The 18,737-nt window shown below is 59.9% G+C and carries 18 protein-coding genes; 5 read left to right on the top strand and 13 right to left on the bottom strand.

The annotated features are described in order from the left end of the window. The first annotated feature begins 189 nt into the window (after positions 1-189). From ACP7BN_RS22450 to ACP7BN_RS22440, 3 genes are all read left to right on the top strand, one after another. Positions 190-534 (top strand): pilin assembly protein, encoded by a 345-nt coding sequence (locus ACP7BN_RS22450; protein ID WP_426206132.1) that lies wholly within the window; start codon positions 190-192, stop codon positions 532-534. A 273-nt stretch (positions 535-807) separates the two neighbouring features. Then, positions 808-1,212 (top strand): DUF4398 domain-containing protein, encoded by a 405-nt coding sequence (locus ACP7BN_RS22445; RefSeq protein ID WP_426206131.1) that lies wholly within the window; start codon positions 808-810, stop codon positions 1,210-1,212. 55 nt (positions 1,213-1,267) lie between these two features. Then, on the top strand, positions 1,268-2,056 hold the full coding sequence (locus ACP7BN_RS22440; RefSeq protein WP_420648366.1) for an OmpA family protein: 789 nt from the start codon (positions 1,268-1,270) through the stop codon (positions 2,054-2,056). Positions 2,057-2,361: 305 nt separating this feature from the next. Here ACP7BN_RS22440 and ACP7BN_RS22435 read toward each other — a convergent pair whose 3' ends face one another. The 13 genes from ACP7BN_RS22435 to ACP7BN_RS22375 all read right to left on the bottom strand — a co-directional run bounded on the left by ACP7BN_RS22435 (position 2,362) and on the right by ACP7BN_RS22375 (position 17,220). Next, on the bottom strand, positions 2,362-2,691 hold the full coding sequence (locus ACP7BN_RS22435) for a hypothetical protein (RefSeq protein ID WP_420648367.1): 330 nt from the start codon (positions 2,689-2,691) through the stop codon (positions 2,362-2,364). Next, the gene (locus ACP7BN_RS22430) at positions 2,688-3,593 is read right to left on the bottom strand and encodes an alpha/beta hydrolase (RefSeq protein ID WP_426206130.1); all 906 of its coding nucleotides are present in this window, start codon (positions 3,591-3,593) and stop codon (positions 2,688-2,690) included. The genes ACP7BN_RS22435 and ACP7BN_RS22430 overlap by 4 nt, the downstream gene beginning before the upstream one ends. 24 nt (positions 3,594-3,617) lie before the next feature. Then, a complete protein-coding gene (locus ACP7BN_RS22425; protein ID WP_420648369.1) occupies positions 3,618-4,895 on the bottom strand; it encodes a flavohemoglobin expression-modulating QEGLA motif protein in 1,278 nt (425 codons plus the stop codon). A gap of 86 nt (positions 4,896-4,981) precedes the next feature. Beyond that, positions 4,982-5,686, bottom strand: coding sequence for a TetR/AcrR family transcriptional regulator (locus ACP7BN_RS22420; RefSeq protein WP_426206219.1), 705 nt, complete (start codon positions 5,684-5,686; stop codon positions 4,982-4,984). A gap of 114 nt (positions 5,687-5,800) precedes the next feature. Then, positions 5,801-7,303, bottom strand: coding sequence for a lysine--tRNA ligase (lysS, locus tag ACP7BN_RS22415; RefSeq protein WP_426206129.1), 1,503 nt, complete (start codon positions 7,301-7,303; stop codon positions 5,801-5,803). Positions 7,304-7,380: 77 nt separating this feature from the next. Then, a protein-coding gene (gene prfB / locus ACP7BN_RS22410; RefSeq protein ID WP_157214382.1) for a peptide chain release factor 2 occupies positions 7,381-8,476 on the bottom strand; the annotation gives its coding sequence in 2 pieces (ribosomal slippage) (positions 7,381-8,403 and positions 8,405-8,476; 1,095 coding nt in all). 313 nt (positions 8,477-8,789) lie between these two features. Then, positions 8,790-9,791, bottom strand: a complete 1,002-nt coding sequence (locus ACP7BN_RS22405) for a diguanylate cyclase domain-containing protein (RefSeq protein ID WP_420648371.1) — start codon at positions 9,789-9,791, stop codon at positions 8,790-8,792. Between the two features lie 48 nt (positions 9,792-9,839). After that, positions 9,840-10,850, bottom strand: a complete 1,011-nt coding sequence (locus ACP7BN_RS22400) for a chemotaxis response regulator protein-glutamate methylesterase (protein WP_426206127.1) — start codon at positions 10,848-10,850, stop codon at positions 9,840-9,842. Further along, positions 10,847-13,120 (bottom strand): hybrid sensor histidine kinase/response regulator, encoded by a 2,274-nt coding sequence (locus ACP7BN_RS22395; RefSeq protein WP_426206126.1) that lies wholly within the window; start codon positions 13,118-13,120, stop codon positions 10,847-10,849. Before ACP7BN_RS22395 ends, ACP7BN_RS22400 begins: the two co-directional genes overlap by 4 nt. After that, entirely contained in the window at positions 13,117-13,800 is a 684-nt protein-coding gene (locus tag ACP7BN_RS22390) for a chemotaxis protein CheW (protein WP_426206125.1), read from the bottom strand. The genes ACP7BN_RS22395 and ACP7BN_RS22390 overlap by 4 nt, the downstream gene beginning before the upstream one ends. Further along, entirely contained in the window at positions 13,797-15,065 is a 1,269-nt protein-coding gene (locus ACP7BN_RS22385; protein ID WP_426206123.1) for a CheR family methyltransferase, read from the bottom strand. Before ACP7BN_RS22385 ends, ACP7BN_RS22390 begins: the two co-directional genes overlap by 4 nt. Then, positions 15,062-15,598 (bottom strand): chemotaxis protein CheW, encoded by a 537-nt coding sequence (locus ACP7BN_RS22380; RefSeq protein ID WP_426206122.1) that lies wholly within the window; start codon positions 15,596-15,598, stop codon positions 15,062-15,064. Before ACP7BN_RS22380 ends, ACP7BN_RS22385 begins: the two co-directional genes overlap by 4 nt. Then, positions 15,598-17,220: a methyl-accepting chemotaxis protein gene (locus ACP7BN_RS22375; RefSeq protein WP_426206121.1), complete on the bottom strand. Its 1,623-nt coding sequence runs from the start codon at positions 17,218-17,220 to the stop codon at positions 15,598-15,600. The genes ACP7BN_RS22380 and ACP7BN_RS22375 overlap by 1 nt, the downstream gene beginning before the upstream one ends. Positions 17,221-17,643: 423 nt before the next feature. On the opposite strand from ACP7BN_RS22375, the gene ACP7BN_RS22370 reads away from it, so the two are divergent. Together ACP7BN_RS22370 and ACP7BN_RS22365 are read left to right on the top strand one after the other, a co-directional pair. Next, positions 17,644-18,159 carry an Hcp family type VI secretion system effector gene (locus tag ACP7BN_RS22370; RefSeq protein WP_007919523.1) on the top strand — a complete coding sequence of 172 codons (516 nt, stop codon included), beginning with the start codon at positions 17,644-17,646 and terminating at the stop codon, positions 18,157-18,159. Positions 18,160-18,291: 132 nt separating this feature from the next. Continuing rightward, the coding region (locus ACP7BN_RS22365; RefSeq protein ID WP_426206120.1) for a contractile injection system protein, VgrG/Pvc8 family at positions 18,292-18,737 on the top strand (446 nt) is incomplete at its 3' end.

Genomic DNA, 18,737 nt, shown 5'->3' with positions numbered 1-18,737 from the left:
TGCATGGAAAGTAGCGTCTCGAACAGGGAGAGTGCCGCTCTGGAGCGCTTCTTACAAGCAGGCGACGAAGGGACTTCTAACCTTGCGGCTTGAAGCTAGTCTTAAGAGAGAGCCCCACAACGGCTTGTCGCCGGCTCGCGCCGGACACTCACCAGGACTTGCCACGAGCAGGTACGCCATGAGGTTTTTATGAAAATTCGTGAACTCGCCCAGCATTGGGAAGAAAACGCCAAGGGTCGCCTGACCGACACTGGCTACACGATCCAACTGGATGTGGAAGCCGCGGCACGGCTGGCGGCGATTGCCGAAATGTATCCCAAACGTCACCCGGAAGAACTGCTCGGCGAACTGATTGGCGCCGCCCTCGAAGAGTTCGAAGCGAGCCTGCCGTACATCAAAGGCTCGACCGTGGTTGCGACGGATGAGGAAGGCGATCCGCTGTATGAAGACGTCGGCCCTACCCCGCGTTTTCTGGCCCTGTCGCGGCGTCATCTGCATGATCTGGCCAGCGGCAGCGACAAGCAAAAACACTGAATTGCCCCACCCTTCCCCGCGCTGAAAACCTTCTGCCCGAGCCGCAAATGGCTCGGGCATACACCTGCAAACCGCCAAAGTTCCCGATTTAGAGCCTTGTCCACTCGATCAGGATTTTTTTTGGCGATTAGCCATCTTTTCTGAACTTTTGAAAAACGCCACCGGTCGGAAGCATTAACCACGCCTGGGACGAGCGTTTCAAAACGCGCCAGCTACATGACGGTTGCGGCTCCGCTACCAGGATGGAATTCGCAGTTCTTAAGGAGTTAACCAATGGAGTTGAAGACCATGAAGACCCAAACCTCGTTCTCACACCTGCGCGGTCTGAAACTGGCCGCTCTCGCCATCGGCACCAGCTTCGTGCTGGCCGGTTGTGCCGGCAATCCACCGTCCGAGCAGTACGCCGTGACTCAATCTGCAGTCAACAGCGCGGTCAGCGCCGGTGGTACCGAGTTCGCTGCTGTCGAGATGAAGCAGGCGCAGGACAAACTCAAACAAGCCGAAATCGCCATGCACGACAAGAAGTACGAAGAAGCTCGTACCTTGGCCGAGCAGGCTGAGTGGGACGCTCGTGTAGCAGAACGCAAAGCTCAGGCGGCCAAGGCTGAACTGGCTGTGAAGGATTCCCAGAAAGGTGTTCAGGAACTGCGTCAGGAAAGTCAGCGCACTGTGAAGTAAGCGCGCATCCCGATCGCAACGCTGAAACTCTTATCGATAGAAAGGACGAACGATTATGCGTAAACAACTGATGATTCCTGCTCTGCTGGCTGCAAGCGTTGCACTGGCTGCCTGCTCCACGCCGCCAAATCCGAACCTGGAAAACGCTCGCACCAACTACTCCGGCCTGCAAGCCAACCCGCAGGCGAGCAAAGTCGCGGCACTGGAAACCAAAGACGCCAGCGACTACCTGGACAAGGCCGACAAGGCTTATATGGACAAGCAGGACGCGGCCAAGGTTGACCAACTGGCTTACCTGACCAACCAGCGTGTTGAAGTGGCCAAGCAGACCATCGCTCTGCGTACCGCTGAGAACAACCTGAAGAACGCCGCCGCCGCACGTGCTCAGGCCCGTCTGGATGCTCGCGATCAGCAGATCAAACAGCTGCAGGACAGCCTGAACGCCAAGCAGACCGATCGCGGTACGCTGGTGACTTTCGGTGACGTGCTGTTCGCTACCAACAAGGCTGATCTGAAATCCAGCGGTCTGGTGAACATCAACAAACTGGCGCAGTTCCTTCAGGAAAACCCTGATCGCAAAGTGATCGTCGAGGGTTACACCGACAGCACCGGTGCCGCTAGTTACAACCAGAGCCTGTCCGAGCGTCGCGCCAACTCCGTGCGTACTGCACTGGTGAAAATGGGCGTTGATCCAGCGCGCATCGTCGCTCAGGGTTATGGCAAGGAATACCCGGTTGCCGAGAACGGCAGCGTTTCCGGTCGTGCGATGAACCGTCGTGTGGAAGTGACCATTTCCAACGACAACCAGCCAGTGATGCCGCGTTCGGCTATCAGCTCGAACTAAGCTTCACGCTGTAACGCAAAAGCCCCGCCTGAGTGATCAGGCGGGGCTTTTTGCATTTGCTTCAGGGTGCTCGGCTTACGGGGTGTGGCGTGCTTGAGACCGTAGCCCCTCACCCCAGCCCTCTCCCGAGGGAGAGGGAGCCGATCGGGGGATGCTTCAGGCATACGTCGATCTAAGAGTGCTTCGCCGAATCCATAATCGCCATAATCTTTCAGGTCGATGGATAGCGTCAGACACTTCGGTCAGTCCCCTCTCCCTGTGGGAGAGGGTGAGGGCTGAGCCTGCAGAATCACAACTCCCGCGAACTACTGCTCAAGTTTTTGCGGGGTCTCTTCCCCCATGCAGCGCACAGCTTTTTTCTGCGCGTTGACCAAGACTCCGGTCAAACCTTTCTGCTCGGTATCAAACAACACCAGCACCCCGTCAATGCACTGCGCGACTTGCGGTGCCGGGGCCAGGGAGATTTTGTAGTCTTCGCCCGGAACGGTCTTGAGCATGGTGAAATCGCTCAGCAGCAGTGCATCTTCAGGCTTGGCGAAATGCAGGTAGCCGTAGAACCACAGCGCACCGACGGTGCCGAGGATGGTGCCGATACCGGTGATGATCAGGGGGATGGCGTTACGTTCTTCACTCATTGCGGACTCTCATCTTCAGAATTCGGGGGTTGCGGGTAATTGGGGATCTCACCGAGGCGGCGCAGGCCGTTGAAATGCTCGGGATCGTCGAGGTAACGCAGCATCACCTGACGCCAGACCGGATCGCCGAAGGTCTGCACATGGCCGCCACGGGTCAGTTGCAGCACGCGCGGTGGCGGCGCAGCTTGATACAGACGGATCGCGTTGGAAAGCGGCACGAGCGGATCGTCGAGACTATGGAAGATCAGTTTCGGCACGCCGTTGAGTTGCGCGATCGAGTTGATCGGGCTGTCGGCATCCGGCACCAGCCATGACAGCGGCACCTGCAATGGCCAGGTCAGCCATGAGGTGCTCAATGCATATTGGCCGACGCTGCGATAACTCGCAGGTACGCCGTCGAGCACCAAGGCCTTGAGCTGCTTTTGCCGCTCAGGATGTTGCACCAGCCAATGTACCGCCATCGCGCCGCCGAGGCTTTGACCGAGCAAAACCAGGGGTTTGCCTTTGACTTCTGGCGCCTTGTCCAGCCAGGCGAATGCAGCGTCGATATCCTGATAGATCGCCGGCAGACTCGGTTCGCCCTCGGACAGACCATAACCGCGATAGTCCACCAGCAGCACCTGATAACCCTGTTCTGGCAACCACCAACTGCCGCCCAGGTGCATCGGCAGATTGCCGCCGTTGCCATGCAGATGCAGCACCGTGCCTTTGACTTCAACATCGGGTTTGACCGGCAACCACCAGGCATTCAGCTTGAGGCCGTCGGCGGTGGTGAGGGTTACGGCGCGGTATTCGAGCTTGGCCTTTTCCGGGGTGAACAACTGGCCCGGCTCGGGGTAGAACAGCAGCGAGCTGCAACCGCCAAGCGTCAGGAGCAGGCAAAGCATGCCGAGGATTCTCATCCGGTGAAACCTCGCAGTGATTGCTCAGAGGATGTTCGAGTAGTCCGCTTCGATCCGGTCCAGGCTCAGGTGATTGAGGAAGTTGGAGAAGCACATCCACGCCGACAACGCGTTCAGATCGCGGAACTGATCCGGCAGATACTTCGGCGCCACCACCAGACCTTCATCGACCAACTGACGCAAGGTGCGCATGTCCTCAAGCGTGGTCTTGCCGCAAAACAACAGCGGGATCTGCTCAAGCTTGCCCTTACGCACGGCCAACTGAATGTAGTTGTAAACCATGATAAAGCCCTTGAGATAGGACAAGTCTTTGGTAAATGGCAGGCCGTTCGGCACCGATCCACGGAACACCCGACTGGCATTGCCGTAGCTCTCGGCCATTTCAAAGCCTTGCTCGCGGAAGAACTCGAACACCTGCAAGAAGTCCGCGCCCTCCTCGACCATATGAATCGCGCGGGTACGGTTGGTCAGTTTGCGCAGACGGCTCGGGTAGGAGGCGAAGGTGATGATTTCCATCAGGATCGCCAGACCTTCCTGGGTCACTGTCGACGACGGCGGACCTTTGGACAGGAAGGTGCAGATCGGCTGGTTCAAACCGTTGAGCGTGGTGCCGACGTGCACCAGGCCTTCGTGAACTTCCAGCGCACGCACGTCGCGGTCGTTGAACATCGCGTCGGTGCGGATCTTGATGTAGTCGGCACCCGCCGCCGCATCGGCGACGATGCCGTCGGACTCGAATACGCGGATGGTTTCCTCGGCCTCGCCGAAGACCTTGTTCAGGCGGGTTTGCAGCAGGTGTACGGCATCCTTGGCGGTGAGGATTTTCGGTTCGTCCTTGAGGTCGCCACGGCCGTCGATGTTATTCAGGTAGTCGGACATCATCAGGCCGAGGTCGGCCAGGGTCGGGTCGCCGGCGTGGAACGCATCGGACGCCGCGCCATACAGTTCCTGGGAGATCAGGCCGAAATCCTCGGTGCCGCGCGCTTCGAGCATGCGCACCACCATCCGGTATTCCTTGCACATCCGGCGCATGATCTGGCCAACCGGGTTGAACTGGCCGAGCTGGCGGGTGATGTCGCGCTCGATGTTCTGGAATTCCAGTTTGACCTTGCTCGAATCGAACGCCAGCGGCCGATTGAGGTAGTAGTCGCGATCCACCGCGGGCATTTCCTTGCCCTTGGCCTTGAGGAACCCCTTGCGAATGCTCTCGTCCCACTTGACCGCGTCAAGGACACGGATCGGCGTCTGCGCCAGCACTATGCGATCGGACAAAATGCGTATCGTCTGCTGGTAATCGTCCACCCGAAACTCCTGTAGAAAACCTGATGTACATAGCCTGATTGGCTTTCATGCAAAACTCCCTATGCACACGCTTTCCCCGCCGGGGATCACGCCGACGCGAGCACCAGATGCATGTAGCGCGTCAGAATGCCGAGCATTTCTTCTTCGGCCAAAGGCTCGGCGTCGTTGAGCAGGCCCTGATATTCCATCCGACCGATAATCGCCGTCAACACCTTGGCATCCTGCTGCGGCTCACGCGAGCCCAATACCTGGAACAACTGGCAAGTGCCCTGCAACAGAATCTGCTGATGCGAACGCACCAACACCGCCAGACGCGGGTTGAGCAGCGCTTCCTGACGGAACGCCTGCTCCGCCATCAGATGCTCACGCCGATTGACCAGTTGCCGATGCACATAGTCCGCCATCAGCCGCGCGATGTCGTCCGCCAGTTGCGAGCGCGACTCCGGGCTGCCATCGGCGCTGACCACCATGTCACGCAGCAGGCCTTCGTTGTTGTTCCACAACTTGGCCATGTACTCGGCACTGCGTTCCACGTATTGGGCGAAGGTATCGGTGAGCAGGTCATCGATGTCCTTGAAGTAATAAGTGGTCGCCGACAGCGGCACCGCAGCCTCGGCCGCCACTGCCCGATGGCGTACGGCCCGCACGCCATCACGCACGACAATGCGCATCGCTGCGTCGAGAATATCCTGTCGACGCTGCTCGCTGCCCTGCCGGCTGGCCTTGCGGCCTTGGTACTGAACACTTTCGGCAACCGCCGTAGCGATCCCCGCTGCACCTTCTTGAGCCATTGCACCAATCACGACAGGCATTCCTCTGTTATTTCAAAAGTAACCATTTGATACGTTTGTACCAGACAGGCAATAAAAAGCCGCCTGTTTTAGGCGGCTTTTTTACTGAAACGTTTACGCTTGCGGTCGCATGTGCGGGAACAGGATCACATCGCGGATCGACGGTGAGTTGGTCAGCAACATCACCAGACGGTCGATGCCGATACCTTCACCCGCCGTTGGCGGCATGCCGTACTCCAGCGCACGCACGAAGTCGGCGTCGTAGTGCATGGCTTCGTCGTCGCCGGCGTCCTTGTCGGCCACCTGCGCCATGAAGCGCTCGGCCTGGTCTTCCGCGTCGTTCAACTCGGAGTAGGCGTTGGCGATTTCACGGCCACCGATGAACAGCTCGAAGCGGTCGGTGACGTTCGGGTTGTCATCGTTGCGACGGGCCAGTGGCGACACTTCGAACGGGTATTGAGTAATGAAGTGCGGCTGCTCGAGTTTGTGCTCGACCAGTTCTTCGAAAATCATCACTTGCAGCTTGCCCAGCCCTTCGAAGCCCAACACCTTGGCGCCGGCCTTCTTGGCGATGGCGCGGGCCTTGTCGATGTCGTTCAGATCATCGGCCGTCAGCTCAGGGTTGTACTTGAGGATCGAGTCGAACACCGACAGACGCACGAACGGCTCGCCGAAGTGGAAGACTTTGTCGCCGTACGGCACGTCAGTGCTGCCCAGAACCAGCTGCGCCAGTTCGCGGAACAGCTCCTCGGTCAGGTCCATGTTGTCTTCGTAGTCGGCGTACGCCTGGTAGAACTCCAACATGGTGAACTCAGGGTTGTGACGCGTCGAAACGCCTTCGTTACGGAAGTTGCGGTTGATCTCGAACACTTTCTCGAAACCGCCGACAACCAAGCGCTTCAGATACAGCTCTGGCGCGATACGCAGGAACATTTCCATGTCCAGCGCGTTGTGGTGCGTTTCGAACGGCTTGGCTGCCGCGCCGCCAGGAATGGTCTGCAGCATCGGCGTTTCGACTTCGAGGAAGTCACGCTGCATCAGGAAGCTGCGGATGTGCGCAATCACTTGCGAACGTACGCGGAAAGTCTGACGCACGTCTTCGTTGACGATCAAGTCAACGTAGCGCTGACGGTAGCGCTGTTCGGTGTCGGTCAGGCCGTGGTGCTTGTCCGGCAGTGGGCGCAGGGACTTGGTCAGCAGGCGCACGCTGGTCATTTCTACGTACAGGTCGCCTTTGCCGGAACGGGCCAGGGTGCCTTCAGCAGCAATGATGTCGCCCATGTCCCAGGTTTTCACCGCGGCCAGGGTGTCTTCGGACAGGGTTTTACGGTTGACGTAAACCTGAATCCGGCCGGTCATGTCCTGAATCACCATGAACGAGCCACGGTTGAGCATGATGCGACCCGCAACCTTGACCGGAATCGCAGCTTCTGCCAGCTCTTCCTTGGTCTTGTCCGCGTACTGTTTCTGCAGTGCATCGCAGTAGTTTTCGCGGCGGAAGTCATTGGGGAAGGCGTTACCCTTGGCGCGCTCGGCAGCAAGCTTTTCCTTGCGCAGGGCGATCAGGGAGTTTTCTTCCTGTTGCAGGGCTTGCGGATCGAGTTGTTGGTCGCTCATGTCTTTAAATATTCCATCAGGTTCGTTGCCCCCAGCCTGCGGCTGAGGGTCGCCGGCAAGCCGGCTCCCACAATTTTTTACAGCCCGGATTTCAGGCTGGCTTCCAGGTATTCGTCGATATCGCCGTCGAGCACCTTGTCGCAGTCGCTGCGTTCGATGTTGGTGCGCAGGTCCTTGATTCGCGACGCGTCGAGCACGTAGGAGCGAATCTGATGACCCCAGCCGATGTCCGACTTGGTGTCTTCCAGCGCTTGCGAAGCGGCGTTGCGCTTCTGCATTTCCTGCTCGTACAACTTGGCCCGCAGCATTTTCATGGCGGTGTCCTTGTTGGCGTGCTGGGAACGTTCGTTCTGGCAGCTGACCACAGTGTTGGTCGGTACGTGCGTGATACGTACGGCCGAGTCGGTGGTGTTTACGTGCTGACCACCGGCACCCGAGGAACGATAGGTGTCGATCCGCAGGTCTGCCGGGTTGATCTCGATTTCCACCTTGTCATCGATCTCTGGCGAGACGAATACAGCGGAGAACGAGGTGTGGCGACGGTTGCCAGAGTCGAACGGGCTCTTGCGTACCAGACGGTGCACGCCGATCTCGGTACGCAACCAGCCAAAGGCGTATTCACCCTTGATGTGCACGGTGGCGCCTTTGATCCCGGCAACTTCACCGGCCGACAGTTCCATGATGGTCGCGTCGAAACCGCGTTTGTCAGCCCAGCGCAGGTACATGCGCAGCAGGATGTTGGCCCAGTCTTGAGCCTCGGTGCCGCCGGAACCGGCCTGGATGTCCAGGTAGGCGTTGTTCGGGTCCATCTCGTGGCTGAACATGCGGCGGAATTCGAGCTTGGCGAGGTTTTCCTCGAGACGGGCCAGCTCGGCGACAACATCGCCTACTGCGCCTTCGTCATTCTCTTCAACGGCCATGTCCAGCAGGTCGCGGCAATCGGCCAGACCGGTGTTCAATTCGTCGAGGGTGTCGACGATCTGCGCCAGCGCAGAGCGCTCGCGGCCCAGCTCCTGGGCGTATTCAGGTTTGTTCCAGACACTCGGATCTTCAAGCTCGCGATTGACTTCGGTCAGACGCTCATGCTTTTGATCGTAGTCAAAGATACCCCCGAATAGTTTCGGAGCGCTCGGACAGGTCCTTGATGGTGTTCAGGATCGGGTTGATTTCCATGGCAGGCAGCACTCGTTGGCGAACTTTTGAAAGCCGGCGAGTATAACGTAATCGGGCTGGGACGGCAGCCCGTCTGGCGGGTGTTGGGGGAATGTCTTGCGGGTTGGTGTCTGGCTTGAGATTGCCTGCCCTCACCCTAGCCCTCTCCCAGAGGTAGAGGGGACCGATTCGGGGTTGCTTGAGAGATTCGGCGACCTGAGCGATCTTCAGTGAATCCATAATCGCCAGGATTTTTCAGGTCGAAGTTTGACGAAAGACACCTCGGTCGGCCCCCTCTCCCTCCGGGAGAGGGCTGGGGTGAGGGGGAAGGCCGTTACTCAATCCCAACTTGGTTGCGTCCATTGTTCTTCGCCAGATACAACCCGCGATCCGCCGCCGAAATCAGCAACCGGCAATCACTGCCCGCCTCCGGCACCATGGTCGCCAGGCCGATGCTGATGGTCAGGATCGCGCCATCATCCGGCGAATGATGCGGAATTTTCAGCGCGGCCACGGTCTGGCGCAGCTTCTCGGCCACCAGGCGTGCGCCGCCCGGTGAAGTATTCGGCAGCACCAGCGCAAACTCCTCGCCACCGTAGCGCGCAGGCAAGTCCGAAGGCCGGGCGCTGGCGTCGCGGATGGCGGTGGCGACCTTGCGCAGAGCTTCGTCACCCTCAACGTGGCCGAAGGTGTCGTTGTACGACTTGAAGTAATCGACGTCGATCATCAACAGCGACAACTGAGTCTGATCGCGCAACGAACGGCGCCACTCCAGCTCCAGGTATTCGTCGAAGTGGCGGCGATTGGACAGCCCGGTCAAGCCGTCGGAGTTCATCAGGCGTTGCAGCACCAGATTGGTGTCGAGCAACTGCTGCTGGCTGACGCGCAGCGCGCGATACGCCGCGTCACGTTGCAGCAGCGTCATGTAGGAGCGCGAGTGATAGCGTATGCGCGCCACCAGTTCGATATTGTCCGGCAACTTCACCAGATAATCGTTGGCGCCGGCCGAGAACGCCGCGCTCTTGATCAGCGGGTCTTCCTTGGTCGACAGGACGATGATCGGGATGTCCTTGGTCGCCGGATGATTGCGGTATTCGCGCACCAGACTCAGGCCATCGAGGCCAGGCATCACCAGATCCTGCAGGATCACCGTCGGCTTGATCCGCACCGCATTGGCGATGGCCTGATGCGGGTCGGAGCAGAAGTGAAAGTCGATGTTCTCTTGATTGGCCAGCCCACGGCGCACCGCTTCGCCGATCATCGCCTGATCGTCCACCAACAACACCATGGCGGCGTTTTCGTCGGTCTTGATGCCATCGATCTGTAAGTCATTCATGGGCGGTCACCTGAGTGCTGCGGGGGCCAGGGTTGTGGAGGGATCGGTTCATTTGGGGAAAATCTCCAGCAAACGTGGCGCTATCTTTTCCAGTGGACGGATTTCTACGGCCGCATCGATCGCCGCAGCGGCCTTGGGCATGCCGTACACCGCACTGCTGTGCTGATCCTGCGCGATGGTCAGGTAACCCTGTTGGCGCATGAGCTTAAGCCCTTGCGCGCCATCGCGTCCCATCCCGGTCAATAAAACCCCGACTGCATCACCGTTCCAATAGCTGGCGACGCTTTCGAAAAACACGTCGATAGAGGGTCGGTAGATCTCGTTGACCGGTTCGGCGGTGTAGGCCAACGTGCCGTTTTTCAACAAACGGATATGGTGATTGGTGCCGGCCAGCAGCACTGCGCCACTCTGCGGCGGCTCGCCCTCGCGGGCCAGACGCACGTCAAGGCCGCTGGCACTCGCCAACCATTCAGCCATGCCGGCGGCAAACACCTGATCGACATGCTGCACCAGCACGATTGCCGGCGTGAAATTGCGCGGCAGGCCTTTGAGCAGCACTTCCAGCGCCGCCGGCCCGCCCGCCGAGGAACCGATTGCCACCAGCCGCTGACATGAACCGGAACTGCGTGGTGCAGCGGGCGCCTGTCGGGAGCGCGCAGGCTTCTCGCCGATCAGCCAGCCGATATTCAGAATCTTGCGCAACAGTGGCGCCGCGGCTTGCTGAGCATCACCAGCACCGATGGCCGGGGTATCGACCACATCCAGTGCGCCGTGGCCCATGGCTTCGAACACCCGGTGCACGTTCTGCTGGCGATCGACGGTGACGATGACAATCGCGCACGGGCTCTCGGCCATGATTCGCCGCGTCGCCTCAACGCCGTCCATCACCGGCATGATCAAGTCCATCAGGATCAGATCCGGGGTATTTTCCGCACACAGACGCACGGCCTCGGCACCGTTGTAGGCGACCCACACCACCTGATGCGCCGGCTCGAAAGCCAGCGCGCGGCGCAGCGCCTCCACGGCCATCGGCATGTCGTTGACGATTGCGATCTTCATGCCCGCGCTCCTCCTATAAGCTCAACCACCGCGTCGAGCAGGGCGTCGTCATGAAAACTGGCTTTGGCTAGATAATAGTCGGCCCCGGCGTCCAGTCCACGCCGGCGGTCTTCCTCGCGATCTTTGTAGGAAACCACCATCACTGGCAGCGATTGCAAACGGTTGTCGCGGCGCAGCAGCGAGACCAGTTCGATGCCGTCCATGCGCGGCATGTCGATGTCGGTAATCAGCAGATCGAAATCCTCCGAACGCAACGCGTTCCAGCCATCCATGCCGTCGACCGCCACGGCCACGTCGTAACCGCGATTGAGCAGCAGTTTGCGTTGCAGTTCGCGCACGGTCAGCGAGTCGTCGACCACCAGAATCCGTTTGCGCGCTGCTTCTGCTGCGTGATTACCGGTTCTGGCAATACGCTCCAGACGACCGGTGTTAAGCAATTTGTCCACCGATCGCAGCATGTCCTCGACATCGACGATCAGCACCACCGAGCCGTCGTCGAGCAAGGCTCCGGCGGAAATGTCCTGAACCTTGCCCAGCCGTTCATCCAGCGGCAGCACCACCAGCGTGCGCTCGCCGACAAAGCGCTCGACCGCCACGCCATAAATCGCGTCACGCTCGCGAATCACCACCACTTTCAGGGTGTCACCGCTGTTCTGACTGGCCGGACGTTGCAACAACTGACTGGCCGCGACCAGCCCGACGTGCCGCCCTTCGTGCCAAAAATGCTGGCGACCTTCAAGCTGAACAATGTCGTCCGGCGCCAGATCGCACATGCGTTCAATGTGCGCCAGCGGAAACGCATAAGCCTCGTCGCCGACCTCGACCACCAGACTGCGCACCACCGACAGGGTCAGCGGCACTTCCAGATGGAAACGACTGCCCTCGCCCGCCGTCTGCTCCAGCACCACGGCGCCGCGCAACTGCCGCACCATGTGCTGCACCGCGTCGAGACCGACGCCGCGGCCGGACACTTCGGTGACCTTGTCGCGCAGGCTGAATCCCGGCAGAAACAGGAAGGTCAGCAGTTCTTCTTCGCTCAACTGCGCGGCGGTTTCGGCTGGGGATAACTGCCGTTCGACGATGCTGCGGCGGACTTTTTCCAGATCGACGCCGTTGCCGTCATCGCTGAGTTCCAGCACCAGCAATCCAGCCTGATGCGAGGCGCGCAGGCGGATCAGGCCTTCTTCGGATTTGCCTTTGAGCAGCCGCTGTTCCGGCGCTTCGATGCCGTGATCGACCGCGTTGCGCAGCAAGTGCGTGAGCGGCGCTTCGAGTTTTTCCAATACATCGCGGTCGACCTGAGTCTTCTCGCCTTCGATCTCCAGTCGCACCTGTTTGCCGAGGCTGCGCCCGAGGTCACGCACCATCCGCGCCTGCCCCGACAGCACATCGGCGAACGGGCGCATGCGGCAGGCCAGTGCGGTGTCGTAGAGGACTTGTGCACGCTGGCTGGCTTGCCAGGCGAATTCGTCGAGCTCGGCGTTTTTCTCGGCGAGCAAGTGCTGAGATTCGGCAAGCAGGCGTCGCGCATCTTCCAGCGCTTCCTGGGCTTCGAGGCTCAGTGCGTGTTCTTTCAGATGGACGTTGAGGCTTTCGAGGGCACGCAGACCGTTGTTCTGCATGCGTTTGAGGCGTTGCATGGTCGCCAGATGCGGCTTGAGGCGCTGGGTTTCCACCAGCGATTTGCTCGACAGATCGAGCAGGCTGTTGAGGCGCTCGGCGGTGACGCGCAGCACGCGCTCGCCACCTTCGGTGGTGCGGCGGTTCTGCCGTGGCGTCGGTTCGGAGACTTCCACAGGTAACTCAACCAGCGGCGCAGCTTCGGGCACAGCAGGCGCTTCAAGCTGCAATTCAGCCATCGGTGGCGCGGCGAAGGGAACCGATGGATCCAGCAAATTACCCATCAACGCCACATAAGCTTCGATATCCGCCGGTTGCGGGCCGTTGGCCGGCGTGGCGATGCGCATCAGCAGATCGGTGCCTTGCAACAATGCGTCGATATGCTCCGGACGCAGAAACAGCCGCCCTTCCTGCGCGCTGACCAGACAATCTTCCATCACATGGGCAACGCTGACGCCGCTGTCGATACCGACGATCCGCGCCGCGCCCTTGAGCGAGTGCGCTGCACGCATGCACGACTCGAGTTGATCGGCCTGAGTCGGATTGCGCTCTAGTGCCAGCAATCCTGCGCTGAGCACCTGGGTCTGAGCTTCGGCTTCAAGGCTGAACAGTTCGAGCAACGAGGCGTCGCGCATTTGCTCGGGGGTCATGTGAGGCTCCGGGACACGGCGGACAACAACTGTTCTTCATCCAGCCAGCGCAGGCTGCGCCCCTTGAAGGGCAAAACCCCGCGAGTGTATTTGGCGCTAGCCTGAGTGCCTGAGCGTGAAGCGGCCTCAAGAATTCGCTCGTCGATGGCGTGAATACCGTCCACTTCGTCCACAGGTACAACCACCGGTCCGCCTTGCGCTGCGATGATCAGCATGCGCGGCATGATTCGCGCGCCAGTGGCCGGGGCGACGTTGCTGTCGAGGTCGAGCAGTTCAACCAGCGACAGGCACGCCACCAGCGCGCCACGTACATTGGCCACGCCGAGCAAGGCCCGCGAGCGCTGATGCGGCAGCGAGTGAATCGCTTGCAACGGCGCGACTTCCACCAGACTGCGCGTCGCCAGCCCCAACCATTCTTCGCCGAGCCGGAACATCAGCAGCGAACGGGTTTTCAGGTCGACTTCAACCGCCGTCGCCACCGGATCGCGCTCGTCCTGTTGCAACGCATAACGGTCGAGCAGCCGTGTGGCGGCGGCGGAATACACCGCGCAGTTGCGGCAATGAATATGGTCTTCGAGTAACGGGCAGGATTTGTCGCCGTGGATACCGATGCGGTTCCAGCAGTCGTCGATCGCGCGGGCGTCTTCGTGGGTGACGTTCAAGGTGTCGGCGATCATCATTTACGCTCACTGTCAGCGGTGCGGCCGCTGCGGGCGGCGCGCTCCTGCAATCGTCTGGCGCCCGCTGTGTCGCCCTGGGCTTGCAGCAACGCCGCCAGATGCATCAACGCGTCGGGGTGTTGCGGTTCGAGGTATAACGCCTTGCGATAAAAGCCCTGAGCTTCGAGGGTACTGCCGGCCACATCGCTGAGCAGACCGAGCCAATAGAACACCTGCGCGACCGGTTCGTGGCTGCGCAGATACTGTTCGCACGCGGCGCGGGCTTCGGCGCTTTTGCCTTCGTTGGCGAGTGCGGCGATGTTCGCCAGCAACGTCGCAGCATCGGGATTTTGCGCTTTGCCGGTAGTCGGCAATGGCGCCACCGAGGCGAACGGGCGACTGCGCACTGGCGGCGGTGGCGCACTGCGAATTGGCTGACGCATTGGCAGCGGTGCGGGCACCAGCGTCGGCAACGGTTCGGGTTGCGGCTCGGTGTGCCGACTGAACGCGAACGACTGCGGGATGCCAATCGAACGCATGCCCAGACGTCCAAGCAAACTGCCCTCGGCCGGTCCGATAAACAGTACGCCGTCATCGTGGGTGAAGCGCTTGAGCACTTCGAACACTTGCTTCTGCGTCGGCTGATCGAAGTAGATCAACAGATTGCGGCAGAACACGAAATCAAACGGCGGTTCATTCGCCAGCAGGGTCGGATCGAGCACGTTGCCAGACTGCAAACGCACCTGTTCACGCACGTATTCATTCAGGCGATAGCCATCATTTTCCGGCATGAAATGCCGATCGCGGTAGGCCAGATCATCGCCGCGAAACGAGTTCTTGCCGTACTGCGCACGCTTGGCCTTGTCCACCGACAGGGGGCTGACGTCCATGCCATCGACCTTGAACTGATGCGGCTTGAGGCCGGCATCAAGCAACGCCATGGCAATCGAATAGGGTTCTTCGCCGGTGGAGCACGGCAGGCTGAGGATGCGCAGCGCGCGCATATTGTTCAGCTCGTCCAGACGTTTACGTGCGAGTTTGCCGAGGGTCGCAAAGGATTCCGGATACCGGAAAAACCAGGTTTCGGGGACGATCACCGCTTCGATCAGTGCCTGCTGTTCATCGCGCGAACCTTGCAGGTTCAGCCAATACTCATCGGCTGTAGCTGATTGCGAAAGAGTGATGCGCTGACGCACGGCGCGCTCGATGATCGCCGGGCCGACCGAGGCGACGTCGAGGCCGATGCGCTCTTTGAGGAAATCGAAAAAGCGCTGATCGCTGCTCATGGTTGCTCCTCGAGCTGCGCAGGATCGCGCGGCGGACTGGGGAACAACAGCGTGCGCACCGCCTCATCGAGCAGGTCATTGACCCGCACCCATTGCACCAATCCGTGGGCGTCTTCGCGCACCGGGCCGAGGTACGGCGCCTGACGATTGTCGAGGCCGTACGGGCGGAAATCTTCCGGGCTGCAACGCAGGGTGTCGGTGGCCTGTTCGAGGATCAATCCGAGCCATTGCGCCGGTTGCGCATCGTCGCCGCGATAATTCACTAGCACCAATCGCGTGCTGGTGCGCGCCTCGGCGGGTTGGCCAAAAGTCAGCGCGCTGAGATCGATCACCGGCACCACTGTGCCGCGATAGGCGAACACGCCGGCGACCCACTCGGGCGCTCGGGCAATCGGCTTCAACGGCAGACGCGGCAATACTTCCGCCACTTCGGTGGCGCGCAAGGCGTAGCGCTCGCTGCCGATGCGAAACAGCAGAAACAGGGCCTGCTTCGCTAGCGGCGCCGCGCTGCGTTTGGCGATGATGTCGCTCATCAGACTTTGAATCGCGAAACGCCGCTGCGCAGACCGACCGCCACTTGGCTCAGTTCGTCGATGGCAAAACTCGCCTGACGCAATGAGTCGACGGTCTGGCTGCTGGCATCACCCAACTGCACCAGCGCATGGTTGATCTGCTCGGCGCCGGTAGCCTGGGCCTGCATGCCTTCGTTGACCATCAACACCCGCGGCGCCAGCGCCTGCACCTGATGAATGATCTGCGACAACTGCTCGCCGACCTGCTGCACCTCGGACATTCCACGGCGCACTTCTTCGGAGAACTTGTCCATGCCCATCACACCCGCCGACACCGCCGACTGGATCTCGCGCACCATCTGTTCAATGTCGTAAGTAGCGACGGCAGTCTGATCCGCCAGACGTCGAACTTCGGTGGCAACCACGGCAAAACCACGGCCGTATTCACCGGCCTTCTCGGCTTCAATCGCCGCGTTCAGCGACAGCAGATTGGTCTGGTCGGCGACCTTGACGATGGTCACCACCACTTGGTTGATGTTGCCGGCCTTCTCATTGAGGATCGCCAGTTTGGCGTTGACCAGATCGGCCGCGCCCATCACCGAATGCATGGTGTCTTCCATGCGTGCCAGGCCTTGCTGCCCGGAACCGGCCAGCACCGAAGCCTGATCGGCAGCGGTGGAGACTTCGGTCATGGTGCGAACGAGGTCGCGCGAAGTCGCGGCGATTTCCCGCGAGGTGGCGCCGATTTCAGTGGTGGTGGCAGCGGTTTCGGTGGCGGTGGCTTGTTGTTGCTTGGAAGTCGCGGCGATCTCGGTCACCGAGGTGGTGACCTGCACCGACGAACGCTGAGCCTGAGAAACCAGCGAAGTGAGCTCGGCCATCATGTCGTTGAAGCCGGTTTCCACCGCGCCGAATTCGTCCTTGCGGTCGAGATTCAATCGGCTGCTCAAGTCGCCGGTGCGCATGATGTCGAGAATCTGCACGATGCGATTCATCGGCGCCATGATCGCGCGCATCAACAGCAAACCGCAGAGGCCGGCCGCGACTATCGCGATCAGCAATGAGATGAGCATGCTGACCTTGGCCGCTGCCACCGCCTCGTCGATATTGGCCATGGCCTGGTCGGAGATTCTCTTGTTCTCACCGATGATGTCGTTAAGCTTCATCCGCCCGCTGTACCACGCCGGCGTCAGCTTCTCGTTGAACAGCTTGATTGCATCGGCTTCCAGATTGCGCTTGTGCAAATCCAGCACCGATTCCTGAATTTGCATGTAGACATCGTGGTACTTCTCGAACACCGCGAATTCGCTGCGATCCTTATCAGTGAACATGGTCGTGCGGTAACTGGCCATGTGTTCTTGCAGACGGTTCTCGAACGCCTTGTATTCGGCAGCGTCTTCAGTGCTGACGCCCTGACCTTCCTTGAGGCCGAGCAATTCCTGAGTCTGCAGATAACTGTCGACCCACGCGCCACGAATCATAGAGCTGTAGTAGACCCCCGGAATCGCGTCGTCACGCACGCTGCTCTCACTGGCTTCGATCTTCAACAGCCGTGAATACGAGACGACCACCATCAGCAACATGATGGCGATAATTACCGCAAAGCTCGCCAAAATGCGTTGGCGCAACGTCCAGTTCTTCACAGTAAATCCTCGTGCGGTCGGTCGAAATGCGGGGAGTATAGCTGAGGGCGGTGTTTCATTTATAAGACGCTTTTGCCGAATCCTGTAACGCCAGTTCGAGAATCGCCAGCAATGATGTCATCCGGCCATTGTGCGCAACTTCTTGCGCACTCAAATGTGGATAACCGTGTGGATACATTGCGGAGAGGCAAGCAGTGCGTCCCCTACAGACGAGTGCGCAACTTCTTGCGCAGTACTGCGCAAGAAGTTGCGCACTTTCAGCCTTGCGACTGATCAAAAAACACTCAATTTGTTGAGTCAGAGCGCTCTAGTCCCCGGCTCCCGGGGCTGCACCAAAAAGTGGCACGACTCTTGATAACAGTTCAGCCACCCACCGGGCGATTTCGCCTCCGGGCACTCTCAATTTCAGCAAGGAGCACACCCATGGCTACACCAGCGTACATGTCGGTTACCGGCGAAAAACAAGGCCTGATCACTGCCGGCGCGTTCACCGCTGACTCCGTTGGCAACACCTACCAGGAAGGTCACGAAGACCAGGTCATGGTTCAGGCGTTCAGCCACGACGTGATCATCCCGCGTGATCCGCAATCCGGCCAACCAACCGGTCAGCGCGTTCACAAGCCAGTTGTGATCACCAAGGTCTACGACAAGGCTTCGCCACTGCTGCAAGCCGCTCTGACTTCGGGCGAGCGCATGAGCGAAATCGTTATCCAGTGGTTCCGTACTTCGGCTCAAGGTACTCAAGAGCACTACTACACCACCAAACTGGAAGACGCGATCATCGTCGCCATCAACAACAAAATGCACAACTGCCAGGATCCAGGCAACTCGCACTTCACCCACCTGGAAGAAGTGCAGTTCACCTACCGTAAAATCACCTGGACCCACGAAGTATCCGGTACTTCGGGTTCCGATGACTGGCGTGCTCCAGTCGTTTAATTACGGCTGATCGCTACAAAACATCGGCCAGCTCTGCTGGTCGATGTTGTTTGCACCCCCCCAGAATTTCGCGCGCGTTGATCCGCCTGGCGGTCATCGACGAGCGCCGCTGTACAGCACGAGGAACAAGGGATGTTCGCGCCGGCCAATGAAACCCATTTTGCTCTGACCATTGAAGGTCTTTCCGCCGACTTTCAGGTGTTTTCCCTGCAAGGCCGGGAAGCCATCAGCCAGCCTTTTGTGTTCGAGGTGGAGCTGGTCAGTGAGCAGCCGTCGCTGGACCTCGAAACCCTGCTGCACAAACCGGCCTTTCTGCAGCTGTCGCCCGACGGCAGCGGCATTCACGGCCAGATCTACCGCGCCGCGCAAGGCGATTCCGGCAAGCGCCTGACCCGCTATGCCGTGACCCTGCGCCCGCAGTTGTCGTACTTGGCGCATCGCGTCAATCAGCGAATCTTCCAGAACCTCACGGTGCCGAAAATCATCGGCATGGTGCTGGAAGAACACGGCATCCAGAGCAACGCCTACGCCTTCCAGACCGGTTCGATCTACCCCGAGCGCATCTACTGCGTGCAGTA

It is taken from the genome of Pseudomonas sp. TWP3-1 (assembly GCF_049896625.1).
Classification (GTDB): domain Bacteria; phylum Pseudomonadota; class Gammaproteobacteria; order Pseudomonadales; family Pseudomonadaceae; genus Aquipseudomonas.
The sequence above is the reverse complement of the archived record's forward strand: the minus strand, read 5'-3'. Positions and strand labels throughout refer to the sequence as shown.

Excerpts from the sequence above, each read along its gene's own strand:
- ACP7BN_RS22450 (WP_426206132.1), top strand. The coding sequence starts at position 190 with ATGAAAATTCGTGAACTCGCCCAGCATTGGGAAGAAAACGCCAAGGGT.
- ACP7BN_RS22445 (WP_426206131.1), top strand. The coding sequence starts at position 808 with ATGGAGTTGAAGACCATGAAGACCCAAACCTCGTTCTCACACCTGCGC.
- ACP7BN_RS22440 (WP_420648366.1), top strand. The coding sequence starts at position 1,268 with ATGCGTAAACAACTGATGATTCCTGCTCTGCTGGCTGCAAGCGTTGCA.
- ACP7BN_RS22435 (WP_420648367.1), bottom strand. The coding sequence starts at position 2,691 with ATGAGTGAAGAACGTAACGCCATCCCCCTGATCATCACCGGTATCGGC.
- ACP7BN_RS22430 (WP_426206130.1), bottom strand. The coding sequence starts at position 3,593 with ATGAGAATCCTCGGCATGCTTTGCCTGCTCCTGACGCTTGGCGGTTGC.
- ACP7BN_RS22420 (WP_426206219.1), bottom strand. The coding sequence starts at position 5,686 with ATGGCTCAAGAAGGTGCAGCGGGGATCGCTACGGCGGTTGCCGAAAGT.
- lysS (WP_426206129.1), bottom strand. The coding sequence starts at position 7,303 with ATGAGCGACCAACAACTCGATCCGCAAGCCCTGCAACAGGAAGAAAAC.
- ACP7BN_RS22405 (WP_420648371.1), bottom strand. The coding sequence starts at position 9,791 with ATGAATGACTTACAGATCGATGGCATCAAGACCGACGAAAACGCCGCC.
- ACP7BN_RS22400 (WP_426206127.1), bottom strand. The coding sequence starts at position 10,850 with ATGAAGATCGCAATCGTCAACGACATGCCGATGGCCGTGGAGGCGCTG.
- ACP7BN_RS22395 (WP_426206126.1), bottom strand. The coding sequence starts at position 13,120 with ATGACCCCCGAGCAAATGCGCGACGCCTCGTTGCTCGAACTGTTCAGC.
- ACP7BN_RS22390 (WP_426206125.1), bottom strand. The coding sequence starts at position 13,800 with ATGATGATCGCCGACACCTTGAACGTCACCCACGAAGACGCCCGCGCG.
- ACP7BN_RS22385 (WP_426206123.1), bottom strand. The coding sequence starts at position 15,065 with ATGAGCAGCGATCAGCGCTTTTTCGATTTCCTCAAAGAGCGCATCGGC.
- ACP7BN_RS22380 (WP_426206122.1), bottom strand. The coding sequence starts at position 15,598 with ATGAGCGACATCATCGCCAAACGCAGCGCGGCGCCGCTAGCGAAGCAG.
- ACP7BN_RS22370 (WP_007919523.1), top strand. The coding sequence starts at position 17,644 with ATGGCTACACCAGCGTACATGTCGGTTACCGGCGAAAAACAAGGCCTG.